The 26,710-nt window shown below is 72.6% G+C and carries 25 protein-coding genes; 10 read left to right on the plus strand and 15 right to left on the minus strand.

What is annotated here, in order from left to right; genetic code table 11:
• Positions 1-5: 5 nt before the first annotated feature.
• From POL25_RS32065 to coaD, 3 genes are read right to left on the minus strand one after another with little or no spacing between them, the layout of a single operon-like run.
• Entirely contained in the window at positions 6-206 is a 201-nt protein-coding gene (locus POL25_RS32065; protein WP_272090089.1) for a hypothetical protein, read from the minus strand.
• Complete coding sequence (locus POL25_RS32070; RefSeq protein WP_272090090.1) at positions 203-808, minus strand: hypothetical protein; 606 nt, start codon at positions 806-808, stop codon at positions 203-205. Before POL25_RS32070 ends, POL25_RS32065 begins: the two co-directional genes overlap by 4 nt.
• 34 nt (positions 809-842) lie before the next feature.
• On the minus strand, positions 843-1,367 hold the full coding sequence (coaD, locus tag POL25_RS32075) for a pantetheine-phosphate adenylyltransferase (protein WP_272090091.1): 525 nt from the start codon (positions 1,365-1,367) through the stop codon (positions 843-845).
• 21 nt (positions 1,368-1,388) lie between these two features.
• Here coaD and POL25_RS32080 point away from each other — a divergent pair, with 21 nt between their 5' ends.
• Entirely contained in the window at positions 1,389-2,252 is an 864-nt protein-coding gene (locus POL25_RS32080) for a hypothetical protein (protein WP_272090092.1), read from the plus strand.
• 84 nt (positions 2,253-2,336) lie between these two features.
• Positions 2,337-5,561: a serine/threonine-protein kinase gene (locus tag POL25_RS32085; protein WP_272090093.1), complete on the plus strand. Its 3,225-nt coding sequence runs from the start codon at positions 2,337-2,339 to the stop codon at positions 5,559-5,561.
• Here POL25_RS32085 and POL25_RS32090 read toward each other — a convergent pair.
• The 6 genes from POL25_RS32090 to POL25_RS32115 form a co-directional block, all read right to left on the minus strand.
• Positions 5,535-6,467 (minus strand): nucleotidyl transferase AbiEii/AbiGii toxin family protein, encoded by a 933-nt coding sequence (locus POL25_RS32090; RefSeq protein WP_272090094.1) that lies wholly within the window; start codon positions 6,465-6,467, stop codon positions 5,535-5,537. The two genes, POL25_RS32085 and POL25_RS32090, sit on opposite strands and share 27 nt — an antisense overlap.
• Positions 6,464-7,042, minus strand: a complete 579-nt coding sequence (locus tag POL25_RS32095) for a type IV toxin-antitoxin system AbiEi family antitoxin domain-containing protein (protein WP_272090095.1) — start codon at positions 7,040-7,042, stop codon at positions 6,464-6,466. Before POL25_RS32095 ends, POL25_RS32090 begins: the two co-directional genes overlap by 4 nt.
• Before the next feature lie 203 nt (positions 7,043-7,245).
• A complete protein-coding gene (locus POL25_RS32100; RefSeq protein ID WP_272090096.1) occupies positions 7,246-7,572 on the minus strand; it encodes a hypothetical protein in 327 nt (108 codons plus the stop codon).
• A gap of 26 nt (positions 7,573-7,598) precedes the next feature.
• Positions 7,599-8,648: a phosphotransferase enzyme family protein gene (locus POL25_RS32105; RefSeq protein WP_272090097.1), complete on the minus strand. Its 1,050-nt coding sequence runs from the start codon at positions 8,646-8,648 to the stop codon at positions 7,599-7,601.
• The gene (locus POL25_RS32110; protein WP_272090098.1) at positions 8,645-10,378 is read right to left on the minus strand and encodes a peptide MFS transporter; all 1,734 of its coding nucleotides are present in this window, start codon (positions 10,376-10,378) and stop codon (positions 8,645-8,647) included. The genes POL25_RS32105 and POL25_RS32110 overlap by 4 nt, the downstream gene beginning before the upstream one ends.
• 446 nt (positions 10,379-10,824) lie before the next feature.
• Positions 10,825-11,598, minus strand: coding sequence for a tetratricopeptide repeat protein (locus POL25_RS32115; protein ID WP_272090099.1), 774 nt, complete (start codon positions 11,596-11,598; stop codon positions 10,825-10,827).
• 30 nt (positions 11,599-11,628) lie between these two features.
• Between POL25_RS32115 and POL25_RS32120 the strand changes: the two genes are divergently transcribed.
• The 4 genes from POL25_RS32120 (at position 11,629) to POL25_RS32135 (ending at position 15,371) form a co-directional block, all read left to right on the plus strand.
• Positions 11,629-12,369: a hypothetical protein gene (locus POL25_RS32120; RefSeq protein ID WP_272090100.1), complete on the plus strand. Its 741-nt coding sequence runs from the start codon at positions 11,629-11,631 to the stop codon at positions 12,367-12,369.
• A 277-nt stretch (positions 12,370-12,646) separates the two neighbouring features.
• Entirely contained in the window at positions 12,647-13,060 is a 414-nt protein-coding gene (locus POL25_RS32125; RefSeq protein WP_272090101.1) for an ankyrin repeat domain-containing protein, read from the plus strand.
• A gap of 172 nt (positions 13,061-13,232) precedes the next feature.
• On the plus strand, positions 13,233-14,030 hold the full coding sequence (locus tag POL25_RS32130; protein ID WP_272090102.1) for a hypothetical protein: 798 nt from the start codon (positions 13,233-13,235) through the stop codon (positions 14,028-14,030).
• A 192-nt stretch (positions 14,031-14,222) separates the two neighbouring features.
• The gene (locus tag POL25_RS32135; RefSeq protein ID WP_272090103.1) at positions 14,223-15,371 is read left to right on the plus strand and encodes an ankyrin repeat domain-containing protein; all 1,149 of its coding nucleotides are present in this window, start codon (positions 14,223-14,225) and stop codon (positions 15,369-15,371) included.
• 28 nt (positions 15,372-15,399) lie between these two features.
• Here POL25_RS32135 and POL25_RS32140 read toward each other — a convergent pair whose 3' ends face one another.
• Positions 15,400-16,173, minus strand: coding sequence for an SDR family oxidoreductase (locus POL25_RS32140; protein ID WP_272090104.1), 774 nt, complete (start codon positions 16,171-16,173; stop codon positions 15,400-15,402).
• Between the two features lie 219 nt (positions 16,174-16,392).
• Between POL25_RS32140 and POL25_RS32145 the strand changes: the two genes are divergently transcribed.
• From POL25_RS32145 to POL25_RS32155, 3 genes are all read left to right on the plus strand, one after another.
• A complete protein-coding gene (locus POL25_RS32145; RefSeq protein ID WP_272090105.1) occupies positions 16,393-17,124 on the plus strand; it encodes a hypothetical protein in 732 nt (243 codons plus the stop codon).
• A gap of 44 nt (positions 17,125-17,168) precedes the next feature.
• Positions 17,169-17,810 (plus strand): RNA polymerase sigma factor, encoded by a 642-nt coding sequence (locus POL25_RS32150; protein WP_272090106.1) that lies wholly within the window; start codon positions 17,169-17,171, stop codon positions 17,808-17,810.
• A gap of 83 nt (positions 17,811-17,893) precedes the next feature.
• Positions 17,894-21,436 (plus strand): serine/threonine-protein kinase, encoded by a 3,543-nt coding sequence (locus tag POL25_RS32155; RefSeq protein WP_272090107.1) that lies wholly within the window; start codon positions 17,894-17,896, stop codon positions 21,434-21,436.
• Positions 21,437-21,618: 182 nt separating this feature from the next.
• On the opposite strand, the gene POL25_RS32160 is transcribed toward POL25_RS32155, so the two are convergent.
• The 4 genes from POL25_RS32160 to POL25_RS32175 form a co-directional block, all read right to left on the minus strand.
• The gene (locus POL25_RS32160) at positions 21,619-22,134 is read right to left on the minus strand and encodes a nuclear transport factor 2 family protein (protein ID WP_272090108.1); all 516 of its coding nucleotides are present in this window, start codon (positions 22,132-22,134) and stop codon (positions 21,619-21,621) included.
• A 396-nt stretch (positions 22,135-22,530) separates the two neighbouring features.
• Complete coding sequence (locus POL25_RS32165) at positions 22,531-22,881, minus strand: hypothetical protein (RefSeq protein ID WP_272090109.1); 351 nt, start codon at positions 22,879-22,881, stop codon at positions 22,531-22,533.
• 31 nt (positions 22,882-22,912) lie between these two features.
• Positions 22,913-23,461: an RNA polymerase sigma factor gene (locus POL25_RS32170; RefSeq protein WP_272090110.1), complete on the minus strand. Its 549-nt coding sequence runs from the start codon at positions 23,459-23,461 to the stop codon at positions 22,913-22,915.
• An 11-nt stretch (positions 23,462-23,472) separates the two neighbouring features.
• Positions 23,473-23,949 carry a hypothetical protein gene (locus tag POL25_RS32175; protein ID WP_272090111.1) on the minus strand — a complete coding sequence of 159 codons (477 nt, stop codon included), beginning with the start codon at positions 23,947-23,949 and terminating at the stop codon, positions 23,473-23,475.
• A gap of 337 nt (positions 23,950-24,286) precedes the next feature.
• On the opposite strand from POL25_RS32175, the gene POL25_RS32180 reads away from it, so the two are divergent.
• Positions 24,287-24,970 carry a hypothetical protein gene (locus POL25_RS32180; RefSeq protein WP_272090112.1) on the plus strand — a complete coding sequence of 228 codons (684 nt, stop codon included), beginning with the start codon at positions 24,287-24,289 and terminating at the stop codon, positions 24,968-24,970.
• Between the two features lie 74 nt (positions 24,971-25,044).
• Here the strand turns inward: POL25_RS32180 and POL25_RS32185 are convergent, their stop codons facing one another.
• The gene (locus POL25_RS32185; protein WP_272090113.1) at positions 25,045-26,691 is read right to left on the minus strand and encodes an NHL repeat-containing protein; all 1,647 of its coding nucleotides are present in this window, start codon (positions 26,689-26,691) and stop codon (positions 25,045-25,047) included.
• Between the last annotated feature and the right edge of the window lie 19 nt (positions 26,692-26,710).

Genomic DNA, 26,710 nt, shown 5'->3' on the forward strand with positions numbered 1-26,710 from the left:
ACAATCTACTCCTGCGCCGGGCCCGCGGAAACCTCGCCGGCGACGAAGCGGGCGCAGCGCAGCACCGGCAGGCGCGGGTACTTGGGCCAGCTCGGGTCGTGGTCGTGCTCGGCGCAGCGCCAGAACGTCGAGCCGCGGGCCGAGTCGACCCGCCGGGCCGACACGCAGCGGGCGCACAGCCCCGGCGACGGTGAGACGACGGTCACGATCCGCCCCGCTCGGCGGGCGGCAGGATGAGCTGCTCTTCATGGGCGAGGATCCCGAGCCCCACCGCGAGGCGGGCCGCCAGCATCGTCCGCCCGCTGACCTGCCCGCGCCGCAGCGCCGAGGCCCCGACCAGCAGGCCGATGCCCCACACCAGCAGCGCCGCCATCTGCGAGCCGCCCTGCAGCAGCGCGAAGCCGATCAGCCCGCTGGCGATCCAGATCAGCAGCACCATGCGGACCGCGCCCTGGACCGGCTCGCTGGCGTCCGCGGCCTGCCCGGCCACGCGCAGCTCGAACTCGCCCTCGACCACCCGCAGACCGATCGAGTCGGGCCCGATCCGCAGGAACCGCAGCATCGGCTTGAGGCTGCGCAGCATCTCCTCGGCCCGCAGCACCGTGCGCCCGCGCAGCACGATCGCCCCGTCGGCCGGGTCGCGCTCCTGCAGCCCGCGGCGGAACCCCTCGGTGTAGAGGTCGATCGCCGTCTGCCCGACCGGCAGCCCGGCCTCGCGCGCGGCCGCGACCTGCAGCGCGTGCTCGTCGCCGCGCCACGGCTGGTCCGTGCGGGCCAGCTGTCCCTTTGAACCTGCCTCTTGCGACATGTCGTTCGAATCATGCATGATCGGACATGTCCTCTCATTCGCCGCGCATGCGCCCGTGCATCGCCGCCGCCACCGGGCCCGGGACGTAGCGGGCGAAGTCGCCGCCGTGGCCGGCGATCTCGCGGACCAGCGAGCTCGAGACGAACTGGTGGGCCGGGCCGGGGATGAGGAACACGGTCTCGACCGCCGGCTGGAGGTCGCGGTTGGCGGACGCGATCTGGAACTCGGGTTCGAAGTCACCGTGCGCGCGCAGGCCGCGGACGATCACTCGCGCGCCCTGCTGCATGCAAAATTCGATCATGAGGCCGTCGAACTTGCTGGCGCGGGCCCGCGGCAGGTGGGCGATGCACTCGGCGATCAGGGCCACGCGCTCGTCGACGCTGAAGTAGCCGGTCTTGGTCGGGTGGCGCCCGACGGCGACGATGACGTGGTCGAACAGCCGCAGCGCGCGCTCGACGATCTCGACGTGTCCGCTGGTGATCGGGTCGAACGAGCCGGGGTACACCGCCGTGAGCGGGCGCGGGAGTTCGGTCGACGAGCCGGGTTCGGTGGCTGACACCGGCGCAGTATACTCCGCCGCATGCTCCGTCCCGCACCGGCCGCCCTCGTCGCCCTGCTCGCCGCCGCCTGCGGTGGCACGCCGACCCCGCCGCCGCCGACCAAGGTCGAGGTCTCGTCGCACCCCGCGGAGATCCAGCCGCCCGAGCGCGACGTCCGGAACCCGTTCCGCCGCGCCGATCGCGACCCGCCGCCGCCGCGCTCCGAGCCGCAGTTGCCCCCGGCCGAGCTCGGCCAGGCCCTCGCCGCCGCCGCCGCCGCGCGGGCCGCCGGCAACGACGTCGAGGTCACCCAGGCGCTGCTCCCGTGCGCCAACAAGATCCCCAAGAGCACCCGCTGCGAGGGCGAGCTGGCGCTCGTGCTCGCCAAGTCGGCCGGGCACAAGGCCGAGTCCGACTACTACCTCCAGCACGCGATCGCCGACGACGACCCCGCCGCCGACGCCGATTTTTACGGCCGTCTGGCCGCGGCGCTGCGGCTGGCGCCGATGCTGCCCGAGGCGGCGGTCGCGCTGCAGCGGCGCATCGCTCGCCTGCCCGAGCCGGCCGCGGCCGACTGGCTCGCCCTGGCCGAGGTGCTCCAGGGCCTGCCGCGGCGCGAGGCCGAGGCGGCCGAGGCGCTGCAGCGGGCCTTCGAGCGCGACCCCAGTCAGCTCAAGTACCTGGGCGACGCCGGCGAGCTGCTGTCGCAGGTCCCGGGCCGGGGTGCGGAAGCGCTCACCATCCTTCAACGCTACCGCGAATCGATCCGCACCACCGAGCCGGAGCTGCTCCCGGGCCTCGATCAGCGGATCGCGCAGGTCCAGGCCGAGTTGAACCCGCCGGCGGTCGCGCCGGGCACGGCGCCTGCGCACGCCAAGAGTGCGAAGCCAGCCACCCCGAAGTAATCGCCGTCAATCGCGGCACCAGACCCCGCGGAAAGCGGCTTGTTTGACCAGTCGCCGCGCGGTGTGCGACCCTTGAGCGCCCCCGTGGACAATAAGCGCAACGGTTCCGGTCCTCCTCCGCCGCCGCGGAACGGAGGTCACAAGCCTCCGCCTCCGGGCCGACCGGCGACGTTTCAGTTCACTGACGACGACGACGACGCGCCCTTCCGCCCGCACGAGGCGGGGGAGAGCCTCCCCGAGCTGGCCGCCGACCTGGTCGACGACGAGGCTGCGCCCGAGGACGGCGATTTCGCCGATGCCAGCATGAGCCAGGATCGCCGCAGTCAGCCCTCGCCCTCGCCCTTGCGCGAGCGCCGCGGCGCGTTCCTCGACGACGGCGAGATCGCGCTCCCGCCTGGCCTCTCGCAGGTCGTGCGCAGTCAAGCCAGCCGCTTCCCCTTCCGCGACGTCGCCGACGACGACGACGAGCTGGGGGCCGCCTTGACCCCCGCCGACGACGAGCCGACCCCGCCGTGGGCCGACGACGACGACGACGACGCCCCGACCACCGCCATGCCGGTCCAGTCGTCGGCCGGCGCCGGTTCGAGCTGGCCCAAGGCACCTGTCCCGAAGGCCATCCGCGACGACGACGACGACGCCCCGATCGCCGACGCCGTCACCACCGTGAGGCGCCGGTTCGGCCACGAAGAAGACGACTTCACCGACCTCAACGAGCCCTCGCGCGCCCTCGCGGCCGCGAGGCGGCGCCCGCCTGCCGCCGAGCAGGACGCGCCGACGCTCAAGCGCCGGGTCGACTCCGCGGCCGTGGGCGCCGCGCTCGACCGCTCCGGCCTGGCCCCCGCGCTCGAGGTCACCCTGCACCCGGTCGACGACGAGCCGTTGCCGCCGCCGCCGATCGCCGCCGCGCTCGACGACGACGAGACTCTTTCGCCGCTGATCGCCTCGGCCCAGAGCGGGGTCGCGTTCGCCCGCCCGAGCCTCGACGAGCCGGCTCCGCCGCCCGAGGAGTCCGAGGTCGACCAGCCGCTGTCCGCCTTGACTGTCCCTCGGGACAGGCGCCCCGGCACCCCGATCCACGTCAGCGATCTCGACGACGACGACGACGACGAGCTCGGCGATCCCGGCGACAGCATGCTGGCCGCCCCGGTCAAGCTGGCGCCGCCGCCCCGCGAGCCGCTCGGCGAGCCGTTCCCGCTCGACCTGTGGAGCGACCCCGACGAGCTGATCGGCCGCGACATCGAGCGCTGGCGGCTCGTCAAGCCGCTCACCCACGGCATCACCACCCGCGTCTACGCGGCCATCGACGAGCAGACCGACCGCCGCGTGGCGATCCGCGTGCTCGGCCCCGATCACTCGCCGGCCGGCCGCCGCGGCCGTCAGTTCCTCTACGAGGCCCAGCAGCTGGCCCGGCTGCGCCACGAATCTCTGGTCGAGGTGATCGACGCCGGCATCACCAGCGACCACCTCACCTACTACGTGATGGAGCAGGTCGAGGGCGACTCGCTCGGCGCCGTGCTGCGGGCCGAGGGGCCGCTGCCGTGGCAGCAGGTGGCGATCCTCGTCACCCAGATCTGCGAGGCCCTGATCGTCGCCGCCGACAAGGGCGTGGTCGCCAGCGACCTCAACCTCGGCAGCGTCATTCGTCTGCACGCCGGCGACGACGAGGCCCGGCGGCGCCAGCCGATCAAGCTGCTCGACGTCGGCATCGCCCCGGTCGCCAGCATCTACCGCTCGCTCGACGGCAACCTCGTCGAGTCCAAGGGCACCCCGCCCGGCCACGCCGAGTACATGGCCCCCGAGCTGGCCAGCGGCGGCTTCCCGGGCGAGAGCACCTCGGTCTACGCCCTCGGCGTGATGATGTACGAGCTGCTCACCGGCCGGACCCCGTTCCGCGGCGACAGCTTCCTCTCGATCATCAAGAAGCAGATGTACGACGAGCCGAACGCGCCGCGGCTGGTCGTCCCGCAGCAGGACATCGCCGAGCCGTTCGAGGACGTGGTCCTGCGCGCGCTGGCCAAGGACCCGTCGCGGCGCTACGGCTCGGTCCGCGAGCTGCACGAGGCCGTGCTGGCCGCCCGCGCCCGCGAGGGCGAGCTGCGCCGCGCCACCGCGATCCTCGCGCTCGACCCGACCGACTGGGACGAGGAGAGCGCCCGCAAGGCGGAGCCGTCCGAGCCGCGGGCCGCCCACGCCGACCCGACGCCGCTGGCGACCTTCACCGCCGACCTGCGCCAGCGCGACCCGGCCCTCGCCGCCGCCGTGCTCGACGGTCCGCCGCCACGCGCGGGCCAGGCCGCGCGCAGCGCCCCCGTGCCGCAGACGCGGAGCTCCGCGCGGTCGGAGCCGCGCGCCATCCCGATCCCGACCGCGCTGCGCAGCGCCTCGCCCTCGGGCTCGATGTCGTCGTCGCGGCCCGAGCCGAGCATGATCCTCGCGCACCTGGCCCCGCCGATCCGCGCGCCCGAGCCGGTGCTGCCGCGGCCGAAGACCGCGCCGCTGCCGGTCATCGTCGTCGCCCCGCCGTCGGCCGCCGCGCCCGCGCCGAACTTCGTGCGCAACGTCAGCGTCGCCGTCATCCTCGGCGCCGCGCTGCTGTTCCTCGTCATCCTCGTGTCGCGGCGTCAGAACCCGCCCCCGCGCAAGGACGACGCCGTCGCCGAGGGCCCGCGGCGGGCCAAGGACAAGGAAGCCCCGCGGTCGAAGAAATCGGCGCGAGACGCCCGCAAGCAGACCGCCGACGAGCCCGAGCCGATCGTCGTCGGCGCCTCCGGGGTCGTGCCTCAACCTGTCCCCGAGGCCAGCCCGCCGCAACCTGTCCCCGAGGCCATCCCCGAGCCGTCACCTGTCCCCGAGGCCATCCCGCAGCCGACGGTGGTGACGCCCGAGCCCCCGCCGCCCGCCAAGGTCGAGCCGCCCCCGCCCGCCAAGGTCGAGCCCCCGCCCCCGGCCAAGGTCGAGCCGCCCCCGCCCGCCAAGAGCGAGCCGGTCGCCAAGACCGAGCCCAAGCCCAAGCCCAAGCCCAAGCCGCCGGCCAGCGACCTGCCGCTGCGCATCGAGCCCATCCGCCTCAAGTCCTACTTCACAGCGATGGAGCCGCGCGTGGTCAAGGCCTGCTCGACCTTCCCCGGCTCGGCCGGCGCCCGCGTGTCGGTCAAGATCACCGTCGACGTGCACGGCAACGTCAAGGCCGTCGCCCAGGACAAGGCCAAGGGCACCCCGCTCGGCAACTGCGTCGAGAACTTCGTCGAGTCGAGCCGCTTCAACGAGACGCAACAGGGCGGCTCACGCCTGCACATGTTCGGGTTCTAGCGGCCCGTCACGCCACGTCCAGGTCGCCGGATCCCACACGGCGGCCTGCGCTTCACGACCCAGCACCGGTCCGAGGAACGCCCGCACCGCGGCGGTCACCTCGGGCAGCGTGGGCCACGGCAACTCGTGCTGGCGCGCCATCCGGGCGTACGGCGCTTCCCACGGGTCGGGCGGATCGGGGAACGTCTCCAGCAACGGGTGCGTGCGGCGAAACGAGAACGTCAGCTCGAGCGCCGCGAGCAGGCGGGCCCTTTCGACGGCCCGGACGCTCGCCAGCAACGCCAGGTCCGGGAGATCCTTGACCCGCGAGTTCATGCGCGTTCGCGGCAACGTATAAGCATGCAGCTTCTCGGCGACGTGCGTCTCGAGCGGATAAACCCGGAAGCTCGCCCGCGACACGCCGATGAAGGCCAGCGCGTCCTCGCCGGCGACCACCTCGGGCTCGCCCAGGCTCGGCTCGCCGAAGACCACATCGACCCCGAACGGATCGGCGAACGGCTGCCCCGACAGGCTGCATTCGACCCTGAATCGCCTCCCGCCGTGAATCGCCCCGTCCGCCACGATCTCCGGGTGCTCGGGATCCTCGTGGAGCTCGAAGCGAAAGAAGTCACCCAGATCGTGAACCACCGCGGCGCGGAGCTTCGCCTGCAAATCCTCAGCGTCACCCACCCACCGCAGGTCGACGTCCCTCGTCGCCCGCGCGCGTTCGATCCGCAGCTCGAGCGCGAACCCTCCTTTCAAGGTCACGGTCGCGGGGTACGCCGCGAAGATCCGCGCCAGGAACCGCTCGAACACCAGCCGCTGTCGCTGTCGCGTCAACGGGACCCTTTGGGTCGCCGCGGCCCGCAGCCGCGTGTCCAGGGCCTGCTTGAAGCCGAGCGCAGAATCGTACTTCTTGACGCTCATGGATCGAGCCCGCCGTAGGGGAGCAGCGCTCGCTCGACCTCGCCGATTGCTTCGCGGTCCACAAGCCCGCGCCGAAGTGCTTGCATCGCAGCCTGCTTTAGCAGCTCCGGCGAGACAGCGCCCGCCGCACAATCTCGCAGCGTGCGGACCACCGACGTCACGGGCACGGCTCCGAACCACTGCCGCTCCTCCGGCGGCACCTCGTCATACGCGACGACCACCCCGTCCGGGCCTCTTCGCCGGCGCCAGCGGATCGGCAACGTGATGTGGATGTTCGCGGGCAGGACATCGGAGAGGCGATGCAGCGCCAGCGCGGTCTCATGGGAGAACACGCCCTCGCGATCCGACTGCAACCAGATCTCTGCCAGCTCCTCGTGCTCGCCCACCGGATAGCGGACGAGGCGGTACACGGCCCGGCGGGGCCGTCGCACGTGCCCGCGGTGGAGATGCGCCTGCAGGTTCGGCCGCGAAATCCCGGCCGACTGCGCCTGGTCGACCGAAAAGTAGCCGTCCTGCGCGGCCGCGATCTCGAACAGCCGGTCCCAGTCGGGCCCCCCCTCCTCGCGCCGCCGCATGCAGAAACGTTAAATCCGATTGAACTTTTCTGCAAAGCGCGACTCACCCGTGCAGAATTGTTCAATGGCATTTTACTTTTCTGTATCTCCAAACTCACAAAGCGCAATATCGCGCGTCTACACCCCTGCTCGATATCGCGCTGTGCGCGCCGAGGAATCTGTCCTGGCCGCCTTCGCCACCTGTCCCGAAGGACATCCCGACTTCACGGCCGATCGCGGATCAGCCTGAACACCAGCCGGTGTCCCTCGCCTGCATCCGGTCGCCAGCCGTCTGCCAGCGCCTGCCTCACCATCACGCGCACCATCCCCGGCTTCACCGCCGTCTTGTGCGAATGCACCTTGTTTTCGCAGCGCATCAATCCCGTGTCGACCATCAGCACTGCCCGGGACGGCGGCACTACTCGCTGGATCGCCACTGTCATGCCGCCCTGGCCCTCCGCTTGCGCCGGGGTCGGCCCCGGGCGGATCGTCCACGCATAGACCTCCTCGCCGACCTCGACCTTGCGGCTGCCGCGGGACCTGATGCTCACCGCACCAGCATCGCCGATGCGCCCGCTCAGCGCAGCAGCAGTTCGGCCCGCAGCTCGCGGGACGCCAGCGTCGCCTGGTGCAGCGCCCACTGGCCCTTCGCGCGGTGCAGGTGATGTTCGCCCGCCGCCGGGAAGCGCTGGGGGTCCCAGCCGAAATAGCGCTCGTTCAGCGCGTCGGCGGCGAACCTGGCCGTCAGCTCGAGCGCGATCCACTCGACCCCGTGGACCAGGTTGCGGCGCTCCACTGGCGCGAGCGGGAACGTCAGCGCCTCCAGCCAGCCGGCCAGCGCCGCCGCGAAGATCTCCGCGTCGAAGCTCGGTGAGCCGCGCTCCTCTCCCGCCGGGTTACACCACGAGCGCCACGCGTCGCCGAGCTCGTGGTGCAGCGGCATCGGGGCCACCGAGTCGAGGTCGATCAGGCAATGCGCCTGTCCTTCGGGACCTGTCCCATCGAACAGCAGATTGTTGAACTTCAGGTCGCCGTGGCCGACCCGCAGCGGCGCCGGGGCCAGCGGCGGCAGCGTCTCGACCGCCGCGAACACCGCTCGCGCCAATGGTTCGACCTCCGCGAACAGCCGGTGCTCGCGGTGCTGCGCCACCGCCTCGGCCAGCGTGCGCAGGTGGGCCGGCGTGTCGTGGAGCGTGCGGCGGACCGCGAACGGGTGCTCGAGGTCGGCCAGGGTCGCGTGGAACCTGCCGACCAGCGCCCCGGCCGAGCGCGCCTGCGCCGGGCTCGTCACCGCCTCGAAGCTCACCCCGGCGATCCGCGTCATCGCCCGCCAGATCCCGCGCTCGCCGAGGTCCGCCCAGCGCTCGCCGCTCGCGGTCGCCAGCAGGCGCGGGCTGACCTCGCCGCGGCGGCGCAGGTGCTCCGTCACCGCGGCGATGTTGTCGTGGATCTGCGGGGCGAAGATCGGGTGCAGGCGCTGCAGCACGAACGCGCCGGCGGGGGCCTGCACCGCGAAGGTCGCGTTGATGAGCCCGCCGGTCAGCGGGCTGACCGCGCCGCCGGCGAGCTCGGGGAACCGCGCGAGCGCCTCGGCGATCGCGGCGGCGTCGGGGGGCGGCCGGCTCATTTGAGGTACTTGTTCATGACCCGGCGCAGGCGCGGCAGCATCAGCACGATCATCAGCGACGCGAGCAGGGCCCCGCCGAAGTTGATCAGGAACACCGCCGACTTGTGCTCGAACAGGGTGAACAGGCCCGAGAGGATGCCGGACAGCTTGTTGCCGATCGACGTCGAGAGGAACCAGCCGCCCATCATCAGCGCGGTGAGGCGGGCCGGGCTGAGCTTCGACACCAGCGACAGGCCCATCGGCGACAGGCACAGCTCGCCGATGGTGATCACCCCGTAGGTGCCGATGAGCCACAGGGCCGTGCCCTTGTCGGCGCCGTTGTGGGTGTAGAAGGTCGCGGCGACCATCACGAGGGTCGAGAGCGCGGTGATCGCCAGGCCGAGGGCGATCTTGCCCGGCGTCGACGGCTCCTTGTTCTTGCGCCGCATCCACGCGAAGAAGCCGACCACGAACGGGGTCAGGACCACGACGAAGAACGCGTTGACCGACTGGAACAGCTCGGTCGACACCAGCTTGGTCTGGGCCGCCTTGCAGCTCGCCTCGGTCTCGGGCGTGAGCACCTCGGTCTTGCAGGCGGGGCTCGGCGGCGGCGGCCACTCGCTCTTCGGCACGTTGTTGAAGTACGGGTCGGGGCCGAGCTCCTTGGCCGGCTTGCCGTCGGGCCCGAGCACGGGGGTGCCGTGGTCGTCGACGATGGTGACCTCGCGCAGGCTGGTGTCGACGCGCTGGACCCCGCCGACGCCCTCGAGCAGCGGCGCTGCGACTTCGGGGATCTCGCGCCGGGTGTAGCGGTCGGCCCAGGTGGTGAGGGCGTCGCCGTTCTGGTGGAAGATGGCCCAGAACGCGATCACGGCGGCGAACAGCGGCAGCAGGGCGCCGATGCGCTCCTTGTCCTCGCCGTCGGAGCCCTTCCAGAGCTTGTAGTAGAACCAGGTCACCGGCAGGCAGGCGAACAGGAACGCGTCGTTCGACTTGGAGCCGAACACGGTCCAGCCGTCGCCGCCGAGCAGCGTGGGCACGAACCACCCGAGCGCGGCGAACACCGCCGCCGGCCCGAACACCGCCGCGAGGATCTGCCCGACCGGCTGGTCGCCCGGCTTGGTCGGCTTCAGCACGTCGGCCTCGGCCGTGTGCTTCATGCCGGTGAGGAACCAGCCGACGCCGAAGAACATGCCGATGCCCGCCGCCAAGAAGGCATAGCCCCAGCCGTAGGTGTTGCGCAGGTACGCGGCGACGAAGTTGCAGATGAAGGCACCGATGTTGATGCCCATGTAAAAGATGTTGAAGCCGGCGTCCTTGTGCTCTTTGTACTGCTCGTTGTTGTAAAGGTTGCCGACCAGCGTCGAGATGTTGGGCTTGAAGAAGCCGTTGCCGATGATGATCAGCAGCAGCGACAGGAAGAACCACGGACCGTAGCCCGGGATCGCCAGGCCCGAATAACCGAGGCCCATCAGCACGCCGCCGATCACGATGGCGCGGCGATAACCGAGGACCCGGTCGGCCAGCAGACCGCCGATGAACGGGGTCAGATACACCAGCGCGATGTAGGTGCCGTAGATGTCGCTGGCCTGCTGCGGCGCCAGCCCCAGCCCCGACTTCGCCGGCATCGCCGCGTCCGCACCCGCCTTCATGTACAGGGTGAAGATCCCGAGCATGAGGTAAAAGCCGAAGCGCTCCCACATCTCGGTGAAGAACAGGACCGGCAGGCCGCGCGGGTGGTTCTTGAACATCGGGCCCAACGATAGGGCCCGACAAGCCCGCGCGACAAGTGCGAATCCAGGGCCCGGTGGCCGGACCGCGGCGCGCCCGCAGCGGCCTCGCCGCAATCTCGCCGCCCGACCTGCACAGCGCCGCCCGCAGCGCCCGCGCCGACTCACGCCGACTCAGACCGAACAGCCGTGCGAAGGCCGGTCCGCCCGCACCACGCCCGCAGCCTGCGAACGTGCATGCACCGTCACCCTCACGAATGATTCGGCCAGCGGCGAATCACCGCGCACGGCCGAGTACGATGCGATCCCGGCAGGACGGTGGTTCCTTGTCGAGGACAAGCCATCGGCCGCGCTCCACCGATCTCGATCGGCACGGACTCGCCGCCTCGGGGCCGCGTCGGTTCATCGCAGCGGCGTCCTCTCGCTACACCTCGCCGGCCCGCGCTCACGCCGCGAACGGCCGCGCCTCACTTCTGCGGCCCGAGCCGGGCCTCGAGCGCACGGATCCGGGCCAGCACGTCGGCGTGCTCGGACGACTTGGCCCAGCCCGGCTGGAGCGACGCCATCTGCTCGTCGTACTGGCGGTACATCACCCGCGCGCGCCGCAGCCGCTCCGGGTCGGGCGTCACCTCGTAGCTGCGCTCGTAGACCACCGCGAGGTTGAAGATCACCGCCCCGAGCACCTCCGGCGCGGCCGGGTCGTTGCTGCTGCGGATCAGCTCGTAGGCCGCGCGGAACTTGGCGATCGCCACGTCGAAGTCGGTCAGCTCGTAGGCCTTCTGGCCCTCGTCGTAGAGCTTGCGGGCCTTCGCCATCGGGTCACCCGGGCCGGGCGTGACCGTCGTCGGCGGCGGCAGCGGACCGCCGAGCTGCGGGTCCGGCGGCGCCGCGCCCGGGTCCGGCGGCGTCGGGGCCGGCGGCGGGCTCGGAGCCATGCCGACCACGCGGGCCCCGACCACCTGCCCCGGCTCGCCGTCGCGGCGCAGGGTGATCTTCGAGTCGCGGTCGATATAGACCTGCGCGGCGACCTGCTTGCCGTCGGGCCACCGCGCCAGCAGCGTCGCCGGCTCGTCGCCGCCCGACACCGACCAGCGCTGCTCGCGGCTGGTGTTGCCGTCGAGCGTGACCTCGGCCCCGGTCGGGTCGGTGTCGACGCGGACCACGTAGCGCGCGCAGCCCAGCGTCGCCACCAGCGTGAGGCACCCGAGGGTCGAGGCGATCGCAGAGCGTGGGCCTGGCATGCGCGAGGTCAGGATACACTCCCGCGGGCGATGGAGAAACCCGGCCCGTGGCCGCCCCGGCCCCAGCTCGACGCCCTGCACGCGCGCTACGTGGTCGAAGTCGTCGAGGAGCTCAGCCTGTGCCCGTTCGCTCGCAAGTGCCGCGAGCTCGGGCGCCTGCACCGGCCCATCTTCCCGGCCCCGCCGAGCCCGCACGAGGCCGCGCAGGGGCTCGCCGAAGTCGTCAGCGCGCACCCCGACGCCGAGGTCGTGCTGCTCACCTTCATCACCCGCGGCGCCCTGCCCGGCACCCCGCCGGCCCCGACCCAGGCCGAGCGGGCGTTCGCCGACACCGAGCTTTTTGAGGAATTCGTCCGCGAGGTCCGCGACGCCTACGCCGGCCTCCCGCGCGCCCCCGCGCGCTTCTACATGGTCGCGTTCCACCCGGCCTACACGCGCGTCGACACCCGCCGCCCGCTGACCGCGGACTCGCTGGTCCCGCTGCTGCGACGCACCCCCGATCCGCTGATCCAGTGCATCCGCGCCGACCTGCTCGACCAGATCCGCCGCCAGGCCCAGGCCGCCGCCGAGGTCCGCTTCCGCGAGGAGATGGCCCGCCTCGGCCCCGAGTTCCTGATCCTTGCCGACCGCGCGATCAAGGCCGACCCAGAGCTCAGCCAGGACATCGCCCGCCACAACTTCGCCAGCGTCGGCGCCGGCCCCGGTCGCGAGCAGCTCGAGGCGACCATCGCCGACATCCTCGCCCAGCGCCGCGCCCTCGAGCTCGCCTGATCGTTCGGACATGCCCTCTCAGACATGCGCTGAAAGGCATGCCCGATCGGACATGCCTGATTAGACATGGTCAAACAATCATATCATCCGCCTGACGCCTCGTTCCGATCCAGAGGCCTCGCCGCCTCACACTCGGCCCGTACGACGCTCTCCTCGCGCGGCGGGACGGCCGGGTCACGGCCGCGGCAGCCGACCTGACGGCTCGCCGCCCGATCCACGCCCCGCTCGTCCGCAACGACTTCTCCGTGATTATCTCGCCCGTGGTAGCCTGCGCGGCATGTTGTCCAGCGAGCTCGTCGCCGCGGTCGAGGGTGGTGACATCGAGGCCATCGAGCAGGCCCTGCGCGCCGAGCCGGGCCTCATCGCCGCCCGCACCGGCGACGAAGACACCCTGCTGCACCTCGCTTGCTGGCAGAAGCAGACCGCGATCGCGGCCTTGCTGCTGGCCCGCGGGGCCGACCCCAACGCGCGCGGCTGCTACGGCCGCACGGCCCTCCACTACGCGGTGCACGACGGACGCGCGGTGAGCGTCGAGCTGGTCCGCTCGCTGCTCGCTCGCGGCGCCGACCCCTGGATCGCCGAGAACAACGGCTTCACCGCCGAGGCTTGGGCGCGCCAGGAGATGTGGGACGAGCCGCTCGCCGCCGTGCTGCAGATGTTCGCCGCCTCGCGCAGCCGCGCGCCCGGGTGATCCGACCCCGCTGGCGAGCTCGGCGGTGACGACGTTCCTGGCGAGCTCGACTGTTTCGCCTCTCGCTGAACGCTGATTGTGCGCACGTTCGCCGCGGCGCCCGCCTCTCCATCGCATCCTCGGGCCGCGCCGGGTTCACCTCGCGCGGCCGGGCGGGCTATCCTCCGCGTGCATGTCCGAACGCCACGTGCAGTGCAGCACCTGCGGGGTGCTCCGGCCCGAGAGCGAATCGCACAACGTCCCGACCCTCGACGCTGCCTCGGGTCATTACGTCGACGGCTACTACTGCAGCGAGCACGCCGGCCCGGCCCTCGCCGGCACCCGGGCCCACGTCGCCGCGCTCGACCTCGAGGACGACGCGCGCGACGACATGACGCCGCTCCTCACCCTCGACGCGCTCGTGCGCGCGCGCGGGCTGGCCAGCGAGGCGATCGATCCGCCCGCGACCGGCGACGGCATGGAGCGCGTGCGCAACGAAGCCCTCGCGCTGCTCGACCTGCTGGTCCACACGCGCCTGCCGATCGTCGAGCCCTCGGCCCTTTGCTCGGGCTGCTACCGCACGGTCCCGGCCTCGCAGGTCCGCGTGATCCCGTGGTTCAACGACAGCGCCGGCGATTTTGTCACCACCTTCCGCTGCGGCGACTGCTGCGCCTCCTCGCTGGCCGACACCCGCGCGCGCCTCGACGCCGGCGGAGCCCGCGAGGTCGGCCAGCTGGCCGAGTTCTTCCAGCGCCACGGCGTCACGATCCTCGAGCACCGCCGCGGCGATCCCCCCGAGGTCGTGCGACCGCTGCTGGCGCGCACCCTCGAGCTCGTGGCCGGCGGTCAGCTCCGCCTGCAGATCGGCGAGACCGTGCCGCTGAAGGACGTCCTGTCCAGCCCCCAGCCCGAGCCCGCGCCCGCTCCCGAGCCGGCGCCCGCGGGCCCGTCGCTGTGGGGGCGGATCCGCCGGGCCTTCGGCCGCGAGTGATTGTCCCTCGGGACATGTCCGAAGAACACTGTCTTTACGGGCATGTCCTGTAAGACATGTACTGACCTGCATCCGGTTGTTTTGAGGGTTGCCGGCGACACACGCTGCGCCGCAGACGACACGCGCTCGCACTGCGGCGAGTCGCGAGCGGCCGCCTGCGCGAGCAGGCCTCGCGTACACTGCGGCGGGGTCATGGCGCCGGAAGATTTCGCACCGATGGACGACGATCCGCTGCTCGAGGCCGTGCGCGTCGGCAGCATCGACGACGTCCGGCGGGCCCTGTCGCGGGCGCCGGCCGACCTCGACGGTCGCAGCCACGCGTACGACTACACCCCGCTCGAGCTGGCGATCGCGCTGGACCGCGGCGACGTGGTGCGGCTGCTGCTCGACGCCGGCGCCGATGCCAACGCCCCTTCCGCCAACGACACCGACGCATTGACGGTGGCGATCGAGGAGTACGGCGAGGACACGCGCCCGATGATCGAGCTGCTGCTGGCCCACGGCGCCCGTCCGACCGACGCGGCGCTGCTGGCCGCGGCCCGGGCCGGCGACCTGTGGGCGGTGGATCGACTGCTCGCCGCGCTGTCGGCCGAGTCGGCCTCGAGCCGCGACCTCGAGGAGATCGAGGGCGCCCTGCTGGCGGCGGCGGTCCGGCGCGGCGACGCGGCCCTGTTCGAGCGCGTGCGCGCCCGCAGCGACGACGTGTCCGGGCCGTACCTGCAATGGGCCTTCGAGGCCGCCGCCGACAGCGGTCAATCGGGCATGTGGGGCCGCCTGCTGCAGCTCGGCGAGCCCGACCTGCCGCGCGCGCTGCAGTCGGCCGTGCTCGCGTTCCTGCGCAGCGGCACCCCCGGGCAGTACGAGCTGCTGCGCCAGATCACCCGCGCCGCCGGGCCCGCCGCCGCCAGCCAGCTGTTCGCGTTCGCCGTCACCTGCGGCCTCGCCGTCTCCGACCGCACCGAGGCCCTGCTCGCGCTCGCCCGCGAGTGCGGCGGCGACCTCGAGGCCCGCGACGCCGCCGGCATGACCGCCCTGCTGATGGCCGCCGACCGCCATCACATCGAGCACATGCGCCGGCTGATCGCCCTCGGCGCCGATCGCCGGGCCCGCGACGCCTCCGGTCGGGGCCTCAGCGCCCACGTCGAGCGCTGGCCGCAGAGCGTGCGCCTGGCCGAGACCCGCGCCTACCTCGTCGAGCTCGGCGTGCCGACCGAACGACCGATCGGCGGCGAACCACTCCCCTCGCGCGACCCCGTCGGCCCCGCGCTGGTGGTCGGCTTCGCTCTGGCCGCGGCGATCGTCGCGGTCGTGCTGCTGCTGCACGCGCTCGGCCTGCTGTGATCCCACCGCGGATCGCGGTCACGCGCCGTCAGACGATCCCCCCGTTGGCGCGCACGGTCTGGCCATTGACCCACTCCGCCTCGGGGCCGGCGAGGAAGCTGACCACGCGGGCGATGTCCTCGGGTCGGCCGAGCCGCTCGAGCGGCGCGAGCTTGGTCAAGTGCTCGATCTGCTCCGGCGTCTTGCCGTCGAAGAACAGGTCGGTGGCGGTGGGGCCAGGGGCGACGGCGTTGACGGAGATCCCGCGGCCGCGCAGCTCCTTGGCGACGATGCGGGTCATGGTCTCGACGGCCGCCTTGGTGGCCGCGTAGACGGCGTAGCCGGGCAGCGCGAGGCCGACGACGCTGGTCGAGAAGTTGACGATCCGCCCGCCCTTGCGCAGCCGCTGGACCGCCGCGCGCATCGTGTAAAACGTGCCCTTGATGTTGATCGCCAGCAGGCGGTCGAGCAGCGCGTCGTCGGTGTCGACCAGCGGCACCAGCCCGGGCTGGATCACCCCGGCGTTGTTGACGACGACGTCGACGCCGCCGAACTCCGCCTCGGCGCGGTCGAACAGGCGGCCGACCGCGGCCGGGTCGGCGACATCGGCCTGCACCGCGATCGCCCGCCCGCCCGCAGCGACGATCTCGCCGACGACGTGCTCGGCGTCGGCGACCCGGCCCGCGTAGTTGACCACCACCGCGAAGCCGTCGGCGGCGAGGCGGCGAGCGACGGCTGCGCCGATTCCCCGGGACGAACCGGTGACGATGGCGACGCGCGTCGCGGTGGGAGCGAGGGTGGAAGGTTCGGCGGCGACGGTCATGCCGCAAGGATGACGAGCGTCGCCGCCCGCGGGTAGCCGCCCGGCCGTGAAATTCGCCCGTCCTCCTCCGAACACGCGGCTGCAGCCCGAGCTGTTCGCGGGGCTCCTCCGCGATTGCCCGCGGTGATGTCGAAAGCGCGGGAGACGTCATCGGTCGCGCGCGAAAGCGGGAGCGGGCGCGCCGCGAACCGGCGCAGCGGCGCGGGCTATGCTCCGGCCATGCAAGGCTCCGCGATCGCGCTGCTCATCCTCGCCTACCTCGCCGCGCTCGGCGTCGCCGTGTGGAGCGACGTCCCGCCCGGCGTGCTGCTGACCTGGGGCGCCGGCGGGGCCGCGTTGATCTGGCTGGTCGTGCTGGTGACCTTGCCGTGGAACTTGCACTTCCGGGCCCGCGAGGTCCTGGCGGAGATGCGGCGCTCGCGGGACGCCGGCATCAAGGTCACCGACGAACAGATCGCCTTCGCCGAGCGGGTGAAGCGCTGGACCCTGATCACCAGCCTCGCGATTCATTTCGTGTCCGCCGGCGTCGCCCTCGCTGTCGCCGTCTTCACCGGCGCCGACCTCGGCTATCCGTTCGCCGGCTTCTACTTGCTGTCGTGTCTGGTGCGCCCCGCGATCGCTTCGATGCAGCAGATCCGCCGCCGCCTCGAGGCGATCGCCGAGGACACCCGGTTCCCCCGCGACGACGTCATGAAGCTGCGCGGGCAGGTCGCGCACCACGAGAACGTCGTCGTCAAGCTCGAGGAGTCGCTCAAGACCCTGCGCGAGGAGCACGACCAGCTGGCCGCCCGCACCGACCGCCAGCGCGTCGAGCTCGAGCAGAAGATCGGCGCCCTGGCCCGCAAGTTCGAGGAGAGCCTCGACCGCCTCACCGACAACCGCGAGCTCATCTCCGGCATCAAGGCGTTCTTGCGGATGATCCGCGGGGGCGACGTCGACGCCAAGGTCTAGCGCCCGCTGGCCGCCCCGCGCCCGGGCGGGCTATGCTCGCCGTGATGGACGACCCCGATCGCCGCCTCCTCGATGCCTGGCGCGCCGGCGATCGCCAGGCCGGGCAAGCGCTGGCCTCGCAGCACTACCCCGCGGTCTATCGCTTCTTCTTCGGCAAGGTCCGCGACTCGGTGTGCGAGGACCTGGCCCAACAGACCTTCGAGGTCGTGTGCCGCCGGCGCGACGCCTACCGCGGCGACGGCAGCTTCCGCGCCTACCTGTTCGGCGTCGCCCGCTTCGTCCTGATCGGCTGGGCGCGCCGGCAGCGGCGGTTCGAGCCGACCGAGGACAGCCTGCCCGCCGACGCCGAGCCGCTGCCCGGGCTGCTCGCCGACCGCGAGCTGGTGCGGCTCGTCGCCACCGCGCTGCGCAGCCTCCCGCTCGACGATCAGCTGATCATCGAGCTCAAGGACTGGGAGCACCTGACCCAGGCCGAGCTCGCGGCGCTGTTCGAGGCCCCGCAGGCGACCGTCGCGCGCCGGCTGCAGCGCGCGCGCGCGCGCCTGCGCGTCGCGGTCGAGCAGCTCGTGGACGACCCGGCCCTGCGCGACCGCACCCTGCGCGGCCTCGAGAGCTGCATGGAGAGCATCCGCGTCGAGGTCGAGCGCCGGTTCGGCCCCGAGCCGCGCGGGCGGGACCCGGAGTGACGGGCAGCGAAAATAAATTCGCTAGCGCCGGGGATCAGCCCGTCGGGTCGCCGCACTTGGCGGCCACACCCACGGAGTTCGTCATGCCCGCCACCGCTCGCCCCCAAGCCCCCGCGTCCCACGTCGTCCGCGCCGCCCAGGCCCGCCTCGTCGCCCACCTCGGCGAGGCCGACCTCGGCGCCTCGGCCGAGCCGACCCTGACACCCGCCGGCAGCCCCACGCGGCTCGCCGACCCGACCTCGTGGCCGGGCCCCTCGCGCGCGCCGCACCAGCCCGCGGACGACGAGCGCTACGAGTTCGGCGAGGCCTTCGCCGCCGGCGGCCTCGGCGTGGTCCGCCGCGCCCGCGACCGCCGCCTCGGCCGCGACGTCGCCGTCAAGGAGTTGATGCGCACCGACCCGGCCGCCGAGCACCGCTTCGCGCTCGAGGCGGCGATCACGGCCCGCCTGCAGCACCCCGGCATCGTCCCGCTCTACGACATCGGCCGCCACGCGACCGGCGAGCCGTACTACTGCATGAAGCTCGTCGAGGGCCAGACGCTCGAGCACGAGATCCGCCGCCGCTCGCAGCCTTACGAGCGGCTGGCGCTGATCGAGCACGTGATCGCGGCCGCCGACGCCGTCGCCTACGCGCACCGCCACGGGGTCCTCCACCGCGATCTCAAGCCGGCCAACATCCTGGTCGGCGAGCTCGGTGAGGCGGTGGTGATCGATTGGGGCCTGGCCAAGGACACCACGCAGCCCAGCGCTGACCCGCCCCCGAGCCCGCACGCGCCCACGAGCGGCTTCATCTCGACCGTGACCGAGCACGGCACGGTGCTCGGCACCCTGCGCTACATGCCGCCGGAGCAGGCCCGCGGCGAGGTCGTCGACGCCCGCGGCGACGTGTTCGCCCTCGGCGCGGTGCTCTACCACGTGCTCGCCGGTGCCCCGCCCTACGCCGACGTCGACGGCCGCGTGCTCGCCTCGCGCGTGGTCGAGGCCGCGGTCGATGACCTGCGGGAGCGCGCCCCCGAGGCCCCGCGCGAGCTGGTGGCGATCGCCCAGCGAGCCATGGCCGCGCGCCCCGAAGACCGCTACGCCAGCGCCGAGGCGCTCGCCGAGGACCTGCGCCGCTTCCTCACCGGCCGCATGGTCGACGCCCACCGCTACTCCGCCGGCGAGGTCGTGCGCCTGTGGCTGCGCCGGCACCGGGCCGCTGTGGGTGTCGCCTCGGCTTCGCTGGTGGCCCTCGTGGCCGGTGGCGCCTACGCGGTGCAGAACGTCTACCACCAACGCGACGCCGCCGCGGTCGCGCAGGCCCACGCCGAGGCCGCGCGCGGCGAGGCCGAGTCGGCGCTGGCGACCGCCCGCCAGCAGACCACGGCGTCGCTGCTGGCCCAGGCCCGCGCCGCGCTCAACGGCGACCTCGCCGGCAGCCTGACCGCGCTGGCGCAGGTCGACCTGTCCGATGAGACATCCGCACGCCGGGCCCGCCTGCTGGCGCTGGCAGCCGAGACCCGCGGGGCGCCGACGCGGATCTTGCACGGCCACGCGCGGCCGGTGTCGCAGGTGGTCGCGCTGTCCGACGGCGCGCTGGTCAGCGTCGACGTCGGCGGTGACGTGTGGAAGTGGGACGCAAAGACCGGGGCCGGGGCGCGCCTGTTCGAGCTGGGCGAGCGCGAGGTGGTCCTGGTCGTGGCCCGCGACGCGCCGATCTTCGCGGCGATCGGCCGCCGCAGCGCCCGCGTCGAGCGAGCGGGCCATTCGCAGGCGATCGACGTGTCGATGGTCGACCGCGGCGACCACGGGATCCAGCAGTACCGCTGGACGATGTCGGCCGGCGGCGAGGCGCTGGCGGCCCTCAGCGAGCCGGCCACGTCGAGCGCCGGGTTCGCCGGCGCGCCCGCCTATCGCTGGGACCTGACCCAAGAGCCAGCCAAGCTCGACGTCGTCCCGGGCACCCGCGGCCGGACCGCGGCCCTCAGCCCCGACGGCCGCACCGTCGCCTACGAGGACGCCGCCCGCGGAGCCTTCCTGCGCACCGGCGAGCAGTCGCTGGCGACGCCGGCGATCTCCGGCCCGCTCGAGTTCTCGAGCAGCGGCGCGCACCTCGTCAGCTGGGCGGTCGACCAGCCGCCGCGCCACGTCGCGTACACCCCGGCGACTCAGGAGGTCCACCCGCTCGGGCGCTGGACCCTGGCGATCGCGCCCGACGACCGGGCCCTGGTGCTCGACGTCGACGACTTCACCGGCATGATCTCGCTGTCGATGCGCTCTCTGGCCGACGCTGCGACGCGCTGGACCGCGACGCCGGTCGAGTCGGGCAACCTCGTCGAGTGGGGCGACGCGCAGGAGTACGACGTCGTCGTCGACCCGCGCGGCGACAGCCTCGCCGTGCGCACCCCCGATCACTGGCTGCTCGGCTCGCAGACCGACGGCAGCTTCCCCCGCCGCCTCGACGCCGACAACGCGCGCCACGCCGCCTACGCCGGCGACGGCCGGTTCGCGGTCGCCCACCTCGGCGACATCCACGTGTGGGAGCCCGCGCCGGTGCCCCCGGCCGCGCAGGGCCTGGCCGGGCTGAACGTCGGCGCCCTGGCGCTCGATGGCCGCCAGGCGATCGTCTACGCCGACCAGGGCTCGCCCCGCCTTCGGGACATGTTCTCCGGGACATCCACGGCGTCCTGCCACGATCGCCTCACGGTCGAGCAGTTCCTCGACCCCGAGGCCCGGTCGGCCGTCGGCGGCGGTCGCTCGCTGTTCGTCGACAAGGCCGGCGAGGCCTGCCTCGGCGACGGCGCCGGGCTTCACGAGTTCGCGGTGGGCAAGCCGACCACCAGCGTCGCCCTGGCCGACGCCGGCTCCGCGTTCGCGGCCGGCTTCGCCGACGGCACCGTGCTCACCTGGCGCGACGTCGCCGCCACCGCGCGCAAGTGGGAGCTCGGGGCGCAGGTCGCCGGGCTCGTGCTCACCCGCGCGGGCGACGGCGCGATCGCCTTCACGCCCGCCGGCCAGGTGTTCGCGCTCACCGACGCGGCCGACGGCCCGCGCCAGATCGCCGCCATCGATCCGGGCCCGCCGACCACCTACTACCGGCCGCCGCAGACTATCGTCCACCCGCGCGCCGCGATCGCCGTGGTCCCGCTCATCGGTCACGACGCGATCGCCGTGCACGACTTCGCCAGCGGCGCCACCACGCGCCGACCCGTCGTGCTCCCGGCCGTGCCGACCGCCGCCTACAGCCCGAGCGGCGAGACCCTCGCGGTCGCTGTCGCCGGTCGCCGCGTCCTCCTGGTGCGCGGCGCCGACGACCCCGGGCGCGAGCTCGCCTTGCCCGACGACGCCCGCGCGCTCGCGTTCGTCGGCGAGGACCAGCTCGCCGTGCTCGGCGAGTCCGGCGACCTGCTGCGCCTCGACACCGTGCTCGGCGAGGCCGCCGTCGTGCGCCGCGCCTGGACCGCCCGCCTCGACGGCTACGCCGCCCTGACCCGCGCCAACCTCGTGGCCGACCCGGACGGCGCCACCGTCGCGTTCACCCAGGCCGACTTCGACCTCACCGTCCAGCCCGCCGACCCCCTCCCGCGCGAGCCCGCGGCCCTGGCGGGCTGGCTGCAGACCCGTGCGCGTCAGCTCGCCGGCGGATGATGAGCCCGTGATGACATGTCCATATGGACATGTCATCACGGACATTCATGCCTCGCCCAATGTCACGATCGCCAGGCGGAGGTCGTCGCGTGCGACGGCCCCGCCTGCTCGTGTGAACCGGCCGCTGCCTGACAGCAACGACCGCCCGTCCGACCCCCACGCTGCCGTGGCCGCGCTCGCCCTCACTTCCCCGGCTTGCGCTCCTTCAAGAAGCGGAGGTCGCCGGCGACGTCGTGCAGCGACGTGATCGGCACCACCACGGGCGAGTTCGGCGTCGTCTCGAGCACCTTCGGGTTGCCGCCCGCCCACGTGATGCGGTTGATGCGGTGCTGGATCCGCCACTTGCCCTTCACCTTCACCAGGCGATCATCATAGTAGCCCTGACCCTCCCAGAAGTCGCCCCCGGGGGTCCCGGGCTTGATCAGGCGGAAATGCCCGTACGTCAGCGCCCACGCCTCGTTGCCCTGGAAGTCCCACAGCGTGTTCGACATCGTGTGCTGCGTGCCGCTGTAGACCGCGTGGATGGCGGCGAAGATCTGCTTGAACGTGGCGAGGCCGGTCCACACCGCGCCCTCGCCGTAATCGGCGATCACGTCGCTCGTGAACACCTCGTCGAACAGGTGCCACTGCTGGGTATCGATCGCCAGCGCGTAAAGGTGGACCAGAGGCAGGATCGTATCGGCTTCGTTGCTTGACATGCTTGAACCTCGCGCGAGAACGTCCGCGCACGACGATCGGCCGCGCCGGCCAGAAGTTGCCGCCGCGACGTGTTTTGCAGCTTAACACGCCGCTGCGACGATTCGACGGGAGAATGCGCGCACCTCCGGCTGTCACGATCGAGACGTCGGCGCGCGCCTTCCAGGCTCACCCGAGTCGCGTCCGCTCGTCGGCGCGGCGGCGCGACGCCTCGCTCGCGCGCGCCAGGTCGCGGCCCGGAGGTCGGCCGGCGGCCTCGCAGCGCGGCGACGACGGGCCCTGCCACGGAGCGACCTCAAGAACATGACGTTTCGAACATTATCGAAAGGACATGTCCATGTGAGCATATCCCAAAGGACATGTTCTTCGGCCCCGAGCCACCCGGCCCCGGCCGCGCTTTACTTCGGCGCGCGCCGCAGCGCCGGGGCCTCGGCGAGCCACCACAGCAGCGGCAGCGCGACCACCAGCAGCGCCAGCCCGGTGGGCGCCCAGGCGAACCGATGCGCCGCCTCGACCAGCGGGCGCAGCGGGCCGGCCGGCGCCGTGACGACGATCCGCAGGCTCACCGCCGCGGCCGCCGCGAACGTCAGCACCTCGAGCACGATCGCGGGCGTCAGCACCCGGCGCTCGCGGGCTCGCAGGCGGGTCAGCGCCTCGACCAGCGGGGCCCGGCGGATCAGCGTCGACGGATCGATCACCCGCGCCCGCGGCTGCGGACTGCGGGCCAGGCTGTCCATGAAGACAGCCACCGCGCGGGCGCGCGGGTCGGCGTCGGCCGGCTCAATCGCGGGAGCCGGGGCCGCGGGAGGGCGCGAGGATGGGGGCGAACGCATGGGGGTCTGTGCTTTCGGTTTGCAGGAGGTCGGCCAGCCGCGCGCGCGCGCGGCTCAGCAGCACGCGGACGCTCGCGGGCTTCACGTCGAGGATCTCCGCCATCTCGGCGTGATCGTGGCCGTCGACGTACGCGAGCCACAGCAGCGCCGCGTCGCGCCGCGGCAGGCGGTCGAAGATCGCCTGCAGCTCGCGGCCTTCGCCGGGCTCCGGCGCTCGCGGCGGCGCGGCCTCGTGGGCCAGCAGCAGCTCGCGCAGGCGGGCGCCGAGGCGGGTGCGGCGGCGGTGGTGATCGGTGACGAGGTTGGTGGCGATCCGGTAGAGATAGGCCCGCTCGGCGCCGGCGCGCACGCGGCCGGCCGGCAGCTGGAGCAGCCGACAATAGCTGTCCTGGACCAGGTCGTCGGCCACGGCGCGCTCGCCCACGAGGCGGTAGACGTACGCCCACAGGCGCGCGTGGGTGGCCGCGTAGAGCGCCCGGAATTGGGGTTCGTCCATGGGTTCCGCGCTCACGAGCCCGCGATGTCGCGGTACGGCGAGGCGCTGCGGCCGCGGGCGCGGTCGCCGAGCAGCTCCCACCGCTGGGCCAACTTGTACGCCACCGCGGCCCCCAACAGAAGCGAAGCGCCGAGGCAGAACAGCAGCGTCCCGGGCACCACCAGGTCGCCGTAGCCGGCGAAGGCCGACAGCACCAGGAACGCGATCCCGAGGGCCCCGAGGGCGATGCCGCCTTGCACGCTGCGGAGCAGCCGGCGCTGCAGCGGCGGCTCGCCCTGGTCGAGCAGGCGCAGGAACTCCTGGCCGGCGAGCCCGCCGAGGAATTTTTCCAGCGCCTCGGGCTCGCTGAACCGCTCGAGGGTCCGCACCCCGAGCTCGAACCGCCGCTGCGTCTCGTGCTCGGCCCGCAGGCGCGACTGGCGGACGAAGAACCCGATGAGGAAGAAGAAGCTGAGGGGGATCAGGATGGCTTCGAGCTCGATGTCCATGGCGACTCCGTGCAGCCAGAGACGCCGGCCCGGGGCCCGAGGTTAACAGCCCCTCGCCTGGACCTGCAGCCAACGGGCAGGACTGGTCGCATGTCCAGGGCGAGGCAGGCGACGCGGCGGGCCCGACGCCAGCCCGGCCCTCCGACGAGTCCCCAAGGACATGTCCATTCCAACATGTCCCAAGATTCATCTCGCGCAATCGCGTCGGTGTGACACCGACGCTCGCTCCGGCCGGCCCCGAAACCCGGTCGCGGCCGCCTCCGGTGGCAGTTGGAGCCACGGTTCGCGACAGAACAAAGATTCGGCGCCGCTGCGGCGTCGGGGTTAGGCTGCGCCCATGCTCCTTGCTTGTCCTTCTCGCCCCCTCGCGTTCGTCCTCCTGCTGGCCGCCTGCACCCCCGCGCCAGACAGCGGTGACACCGACACCACCGCGGCCACCGCGGCCACGACCGACCCTGGCACGGGCACCACCGAAACCACCGGCGCCGCGAGCACCGACACCACCACTGGCGTCGAACCCGACCCCACGACCACCACCGGCATCACGACCGGGACCACCACCGAAGACCCCACGACGGCCGGCACCACCGCCGATACCACCACCGGCGACACCACCACCAGCGGCCTCGCCTGCGACCTCGTCCAGATCACCACCGAGCGGGCCCACGTCCTGGGCGGCGAGGTGATCGACTGCGGGATCGTCGATCCGTGGAACAACACCGTCGAGGAGTGGCAGGCCGCGCACGCCTGCGCCCTCGAGGCCGCCGCCGCCGAGCAGCAGTTCCAGCTCGTCGTCTGGCTGCAGGGCATCGACAGCGACGTCGGCCGCGGCTACATCGGCACGGCCGCCCGCTCGTACCAGCGCGAGGAGATCCACTTCGACACCCTCGGCATCCCGATCACCGGCGCCCGCCCCTGCGCCGCCTTCGCCGCGGTCGACGACTGCTACGATTTCCTCGGCACCCCCTGCATCAGCTGCGAGGGCCCGAGCCCCGGCTACGAGATCTGCGACATCCCGTGATCGCCGGGGCGCCCCGGCTCTCGTGAGCCCTCAGGGACATGTTCTAAAGAACATGTCCCATCATTTCTCTCGCCTCAGTTCGGCGGCGGCTGGTACTTGAGCTGGAAGCGCAGGCGCAGCACGTCCTCGTCGTTCCAGCCGTCGCCGTGCCAGTACTGCCAGCCGAGCACGTGGAGGATCGCCTCGGGCCCGAGCGCCGAGGCGATCGGCTCATTATGAAAATCACCGGGGCTGCCGAAGCGGGCCTGGCCGAAATCGCCGCCGGTCGGCGACACCGCGCGGACGCGTGTCTCGCCGCGCCAGTCGTTGCCCAGCTTGCGCTTACCGCGGCCGAGCACCCCGATCGCGCCGTTGGGGAACCATACCAGGCGCTCGACGTTCATCGCCGCGTCGCCGCTGAACGTCTTCGTCCAGCTGACCTGCCCGCCGCCGAGCAACAGCGGCTCGGCCAGCTTCGCCTGCCCGACCTTGCCCAGCGTGTGGACGCCGTCCAGGCCCGAGTCGGCCGGGCCCAGCGGGATCGTCACCCGGCGCAGCCACCACTGGCTGTCGAGCTGATCGGTGTCGTCCCAGGCGAAGTAGACCGCGCCGTCGCCCCCGACGGTCGCGTACACGCCCCGCAGGCCGCCGTCGCTCAGCTTGCCCTCCTGCGGCCCGAGCTTGGCGGTGAAGTTCAGGCGCAGGTCACCGCTGCCGCGCGCGTAACGGCGGACGAACACGAAGTCGTCGCCGCCGCCGTTGTAGGTGCTGCCGGCGACGACCAAGTCCCCGTCGGGGGCGAAGAACGCGTGGCGCCCCTTCGGCTTCGCGTACTGCGACGGGGCCGCGAAATCGGAGGTCCAGCGGATCGCGCCGTCGGCTGCGTACTTGCGCACGCGCATGCCCCCGTCGTCGTCGCCGACGATGTAGATGCTGCCGTCGCCGGCGACGGCCAGCGCGTTGGGGAAATTGTTCTCGCCGGCGACGTCGTATTTGCTCTCCCAGAGCAGGTCGCCGGCGCCGGAGATCCGCGCAGTATAGAGATCGCGGACCTGGCCGTTGCAGGCCGACAGCAGGGCCACGCCGCCCTGCGGGTGCGGGGCCATGAAGGTCGGCTCCTTGCCCCACGTGGTGGTGTAGAGCGTCTTCTGCCAGGCCACCGCGCCGGCCCGGGTCACCTTGACGATCCGCCACTTGTAGCGCGAGGACGAGACCGCGGTGACGTACATGAAATAGAAGTCCCCGGCGACGTCGACGGTCGAGGCCAGCGGCTTGCCCCACGCCTCGCCGGAGGCCCACTGAAATTTGGTGCGCCACAGCTCCTGGCCGGCAGCGTCGAATGCCAGCACCAGCGCGTGATCCATGGCGACGTTCTTCTGCACCTCCCACACCTCGTAGCGCCGGCCCGCGGCGCCGAAGCTCAGCAGCACGCCCCTGTCGATGTTGGCGAACCCGCCGTCGAACAGCGCGCTGTCGAGGAGGCGCGGCGGCCCGGCCGGCGGGAACTGCTCGGGCACCGTCGGCGCACCGTGAGCGTGGCCGACCTCGACCGGCGGGTGGTCGGACTGCTTCTCCAGCTTCGGCTTTGAACTCGACGCCGGCCCGAGCTGCGGCGACGCGGAGCCACCCTGCGTCGCCTGCGGCTGCGGCTGCCCCTGGGTCGGCTGAAGCCCCGGCTTGTTCGCCGTCGGGGCGAGCGTGGAGCCGAGGACGAGGGCGAGGACGAGGCTGAGATCAGGCATCGGCGACCCCACGATAGGC

The sequence above is a fragment of the Nannocystis bainbridge genome (assembly GCF_028368995.1).
Lineage (GTDB): Bacteria > Myxococcota_A > Polyangia > Nannocystales > Nannocystaceae > Nannocystis > Nannocystis bainbridge.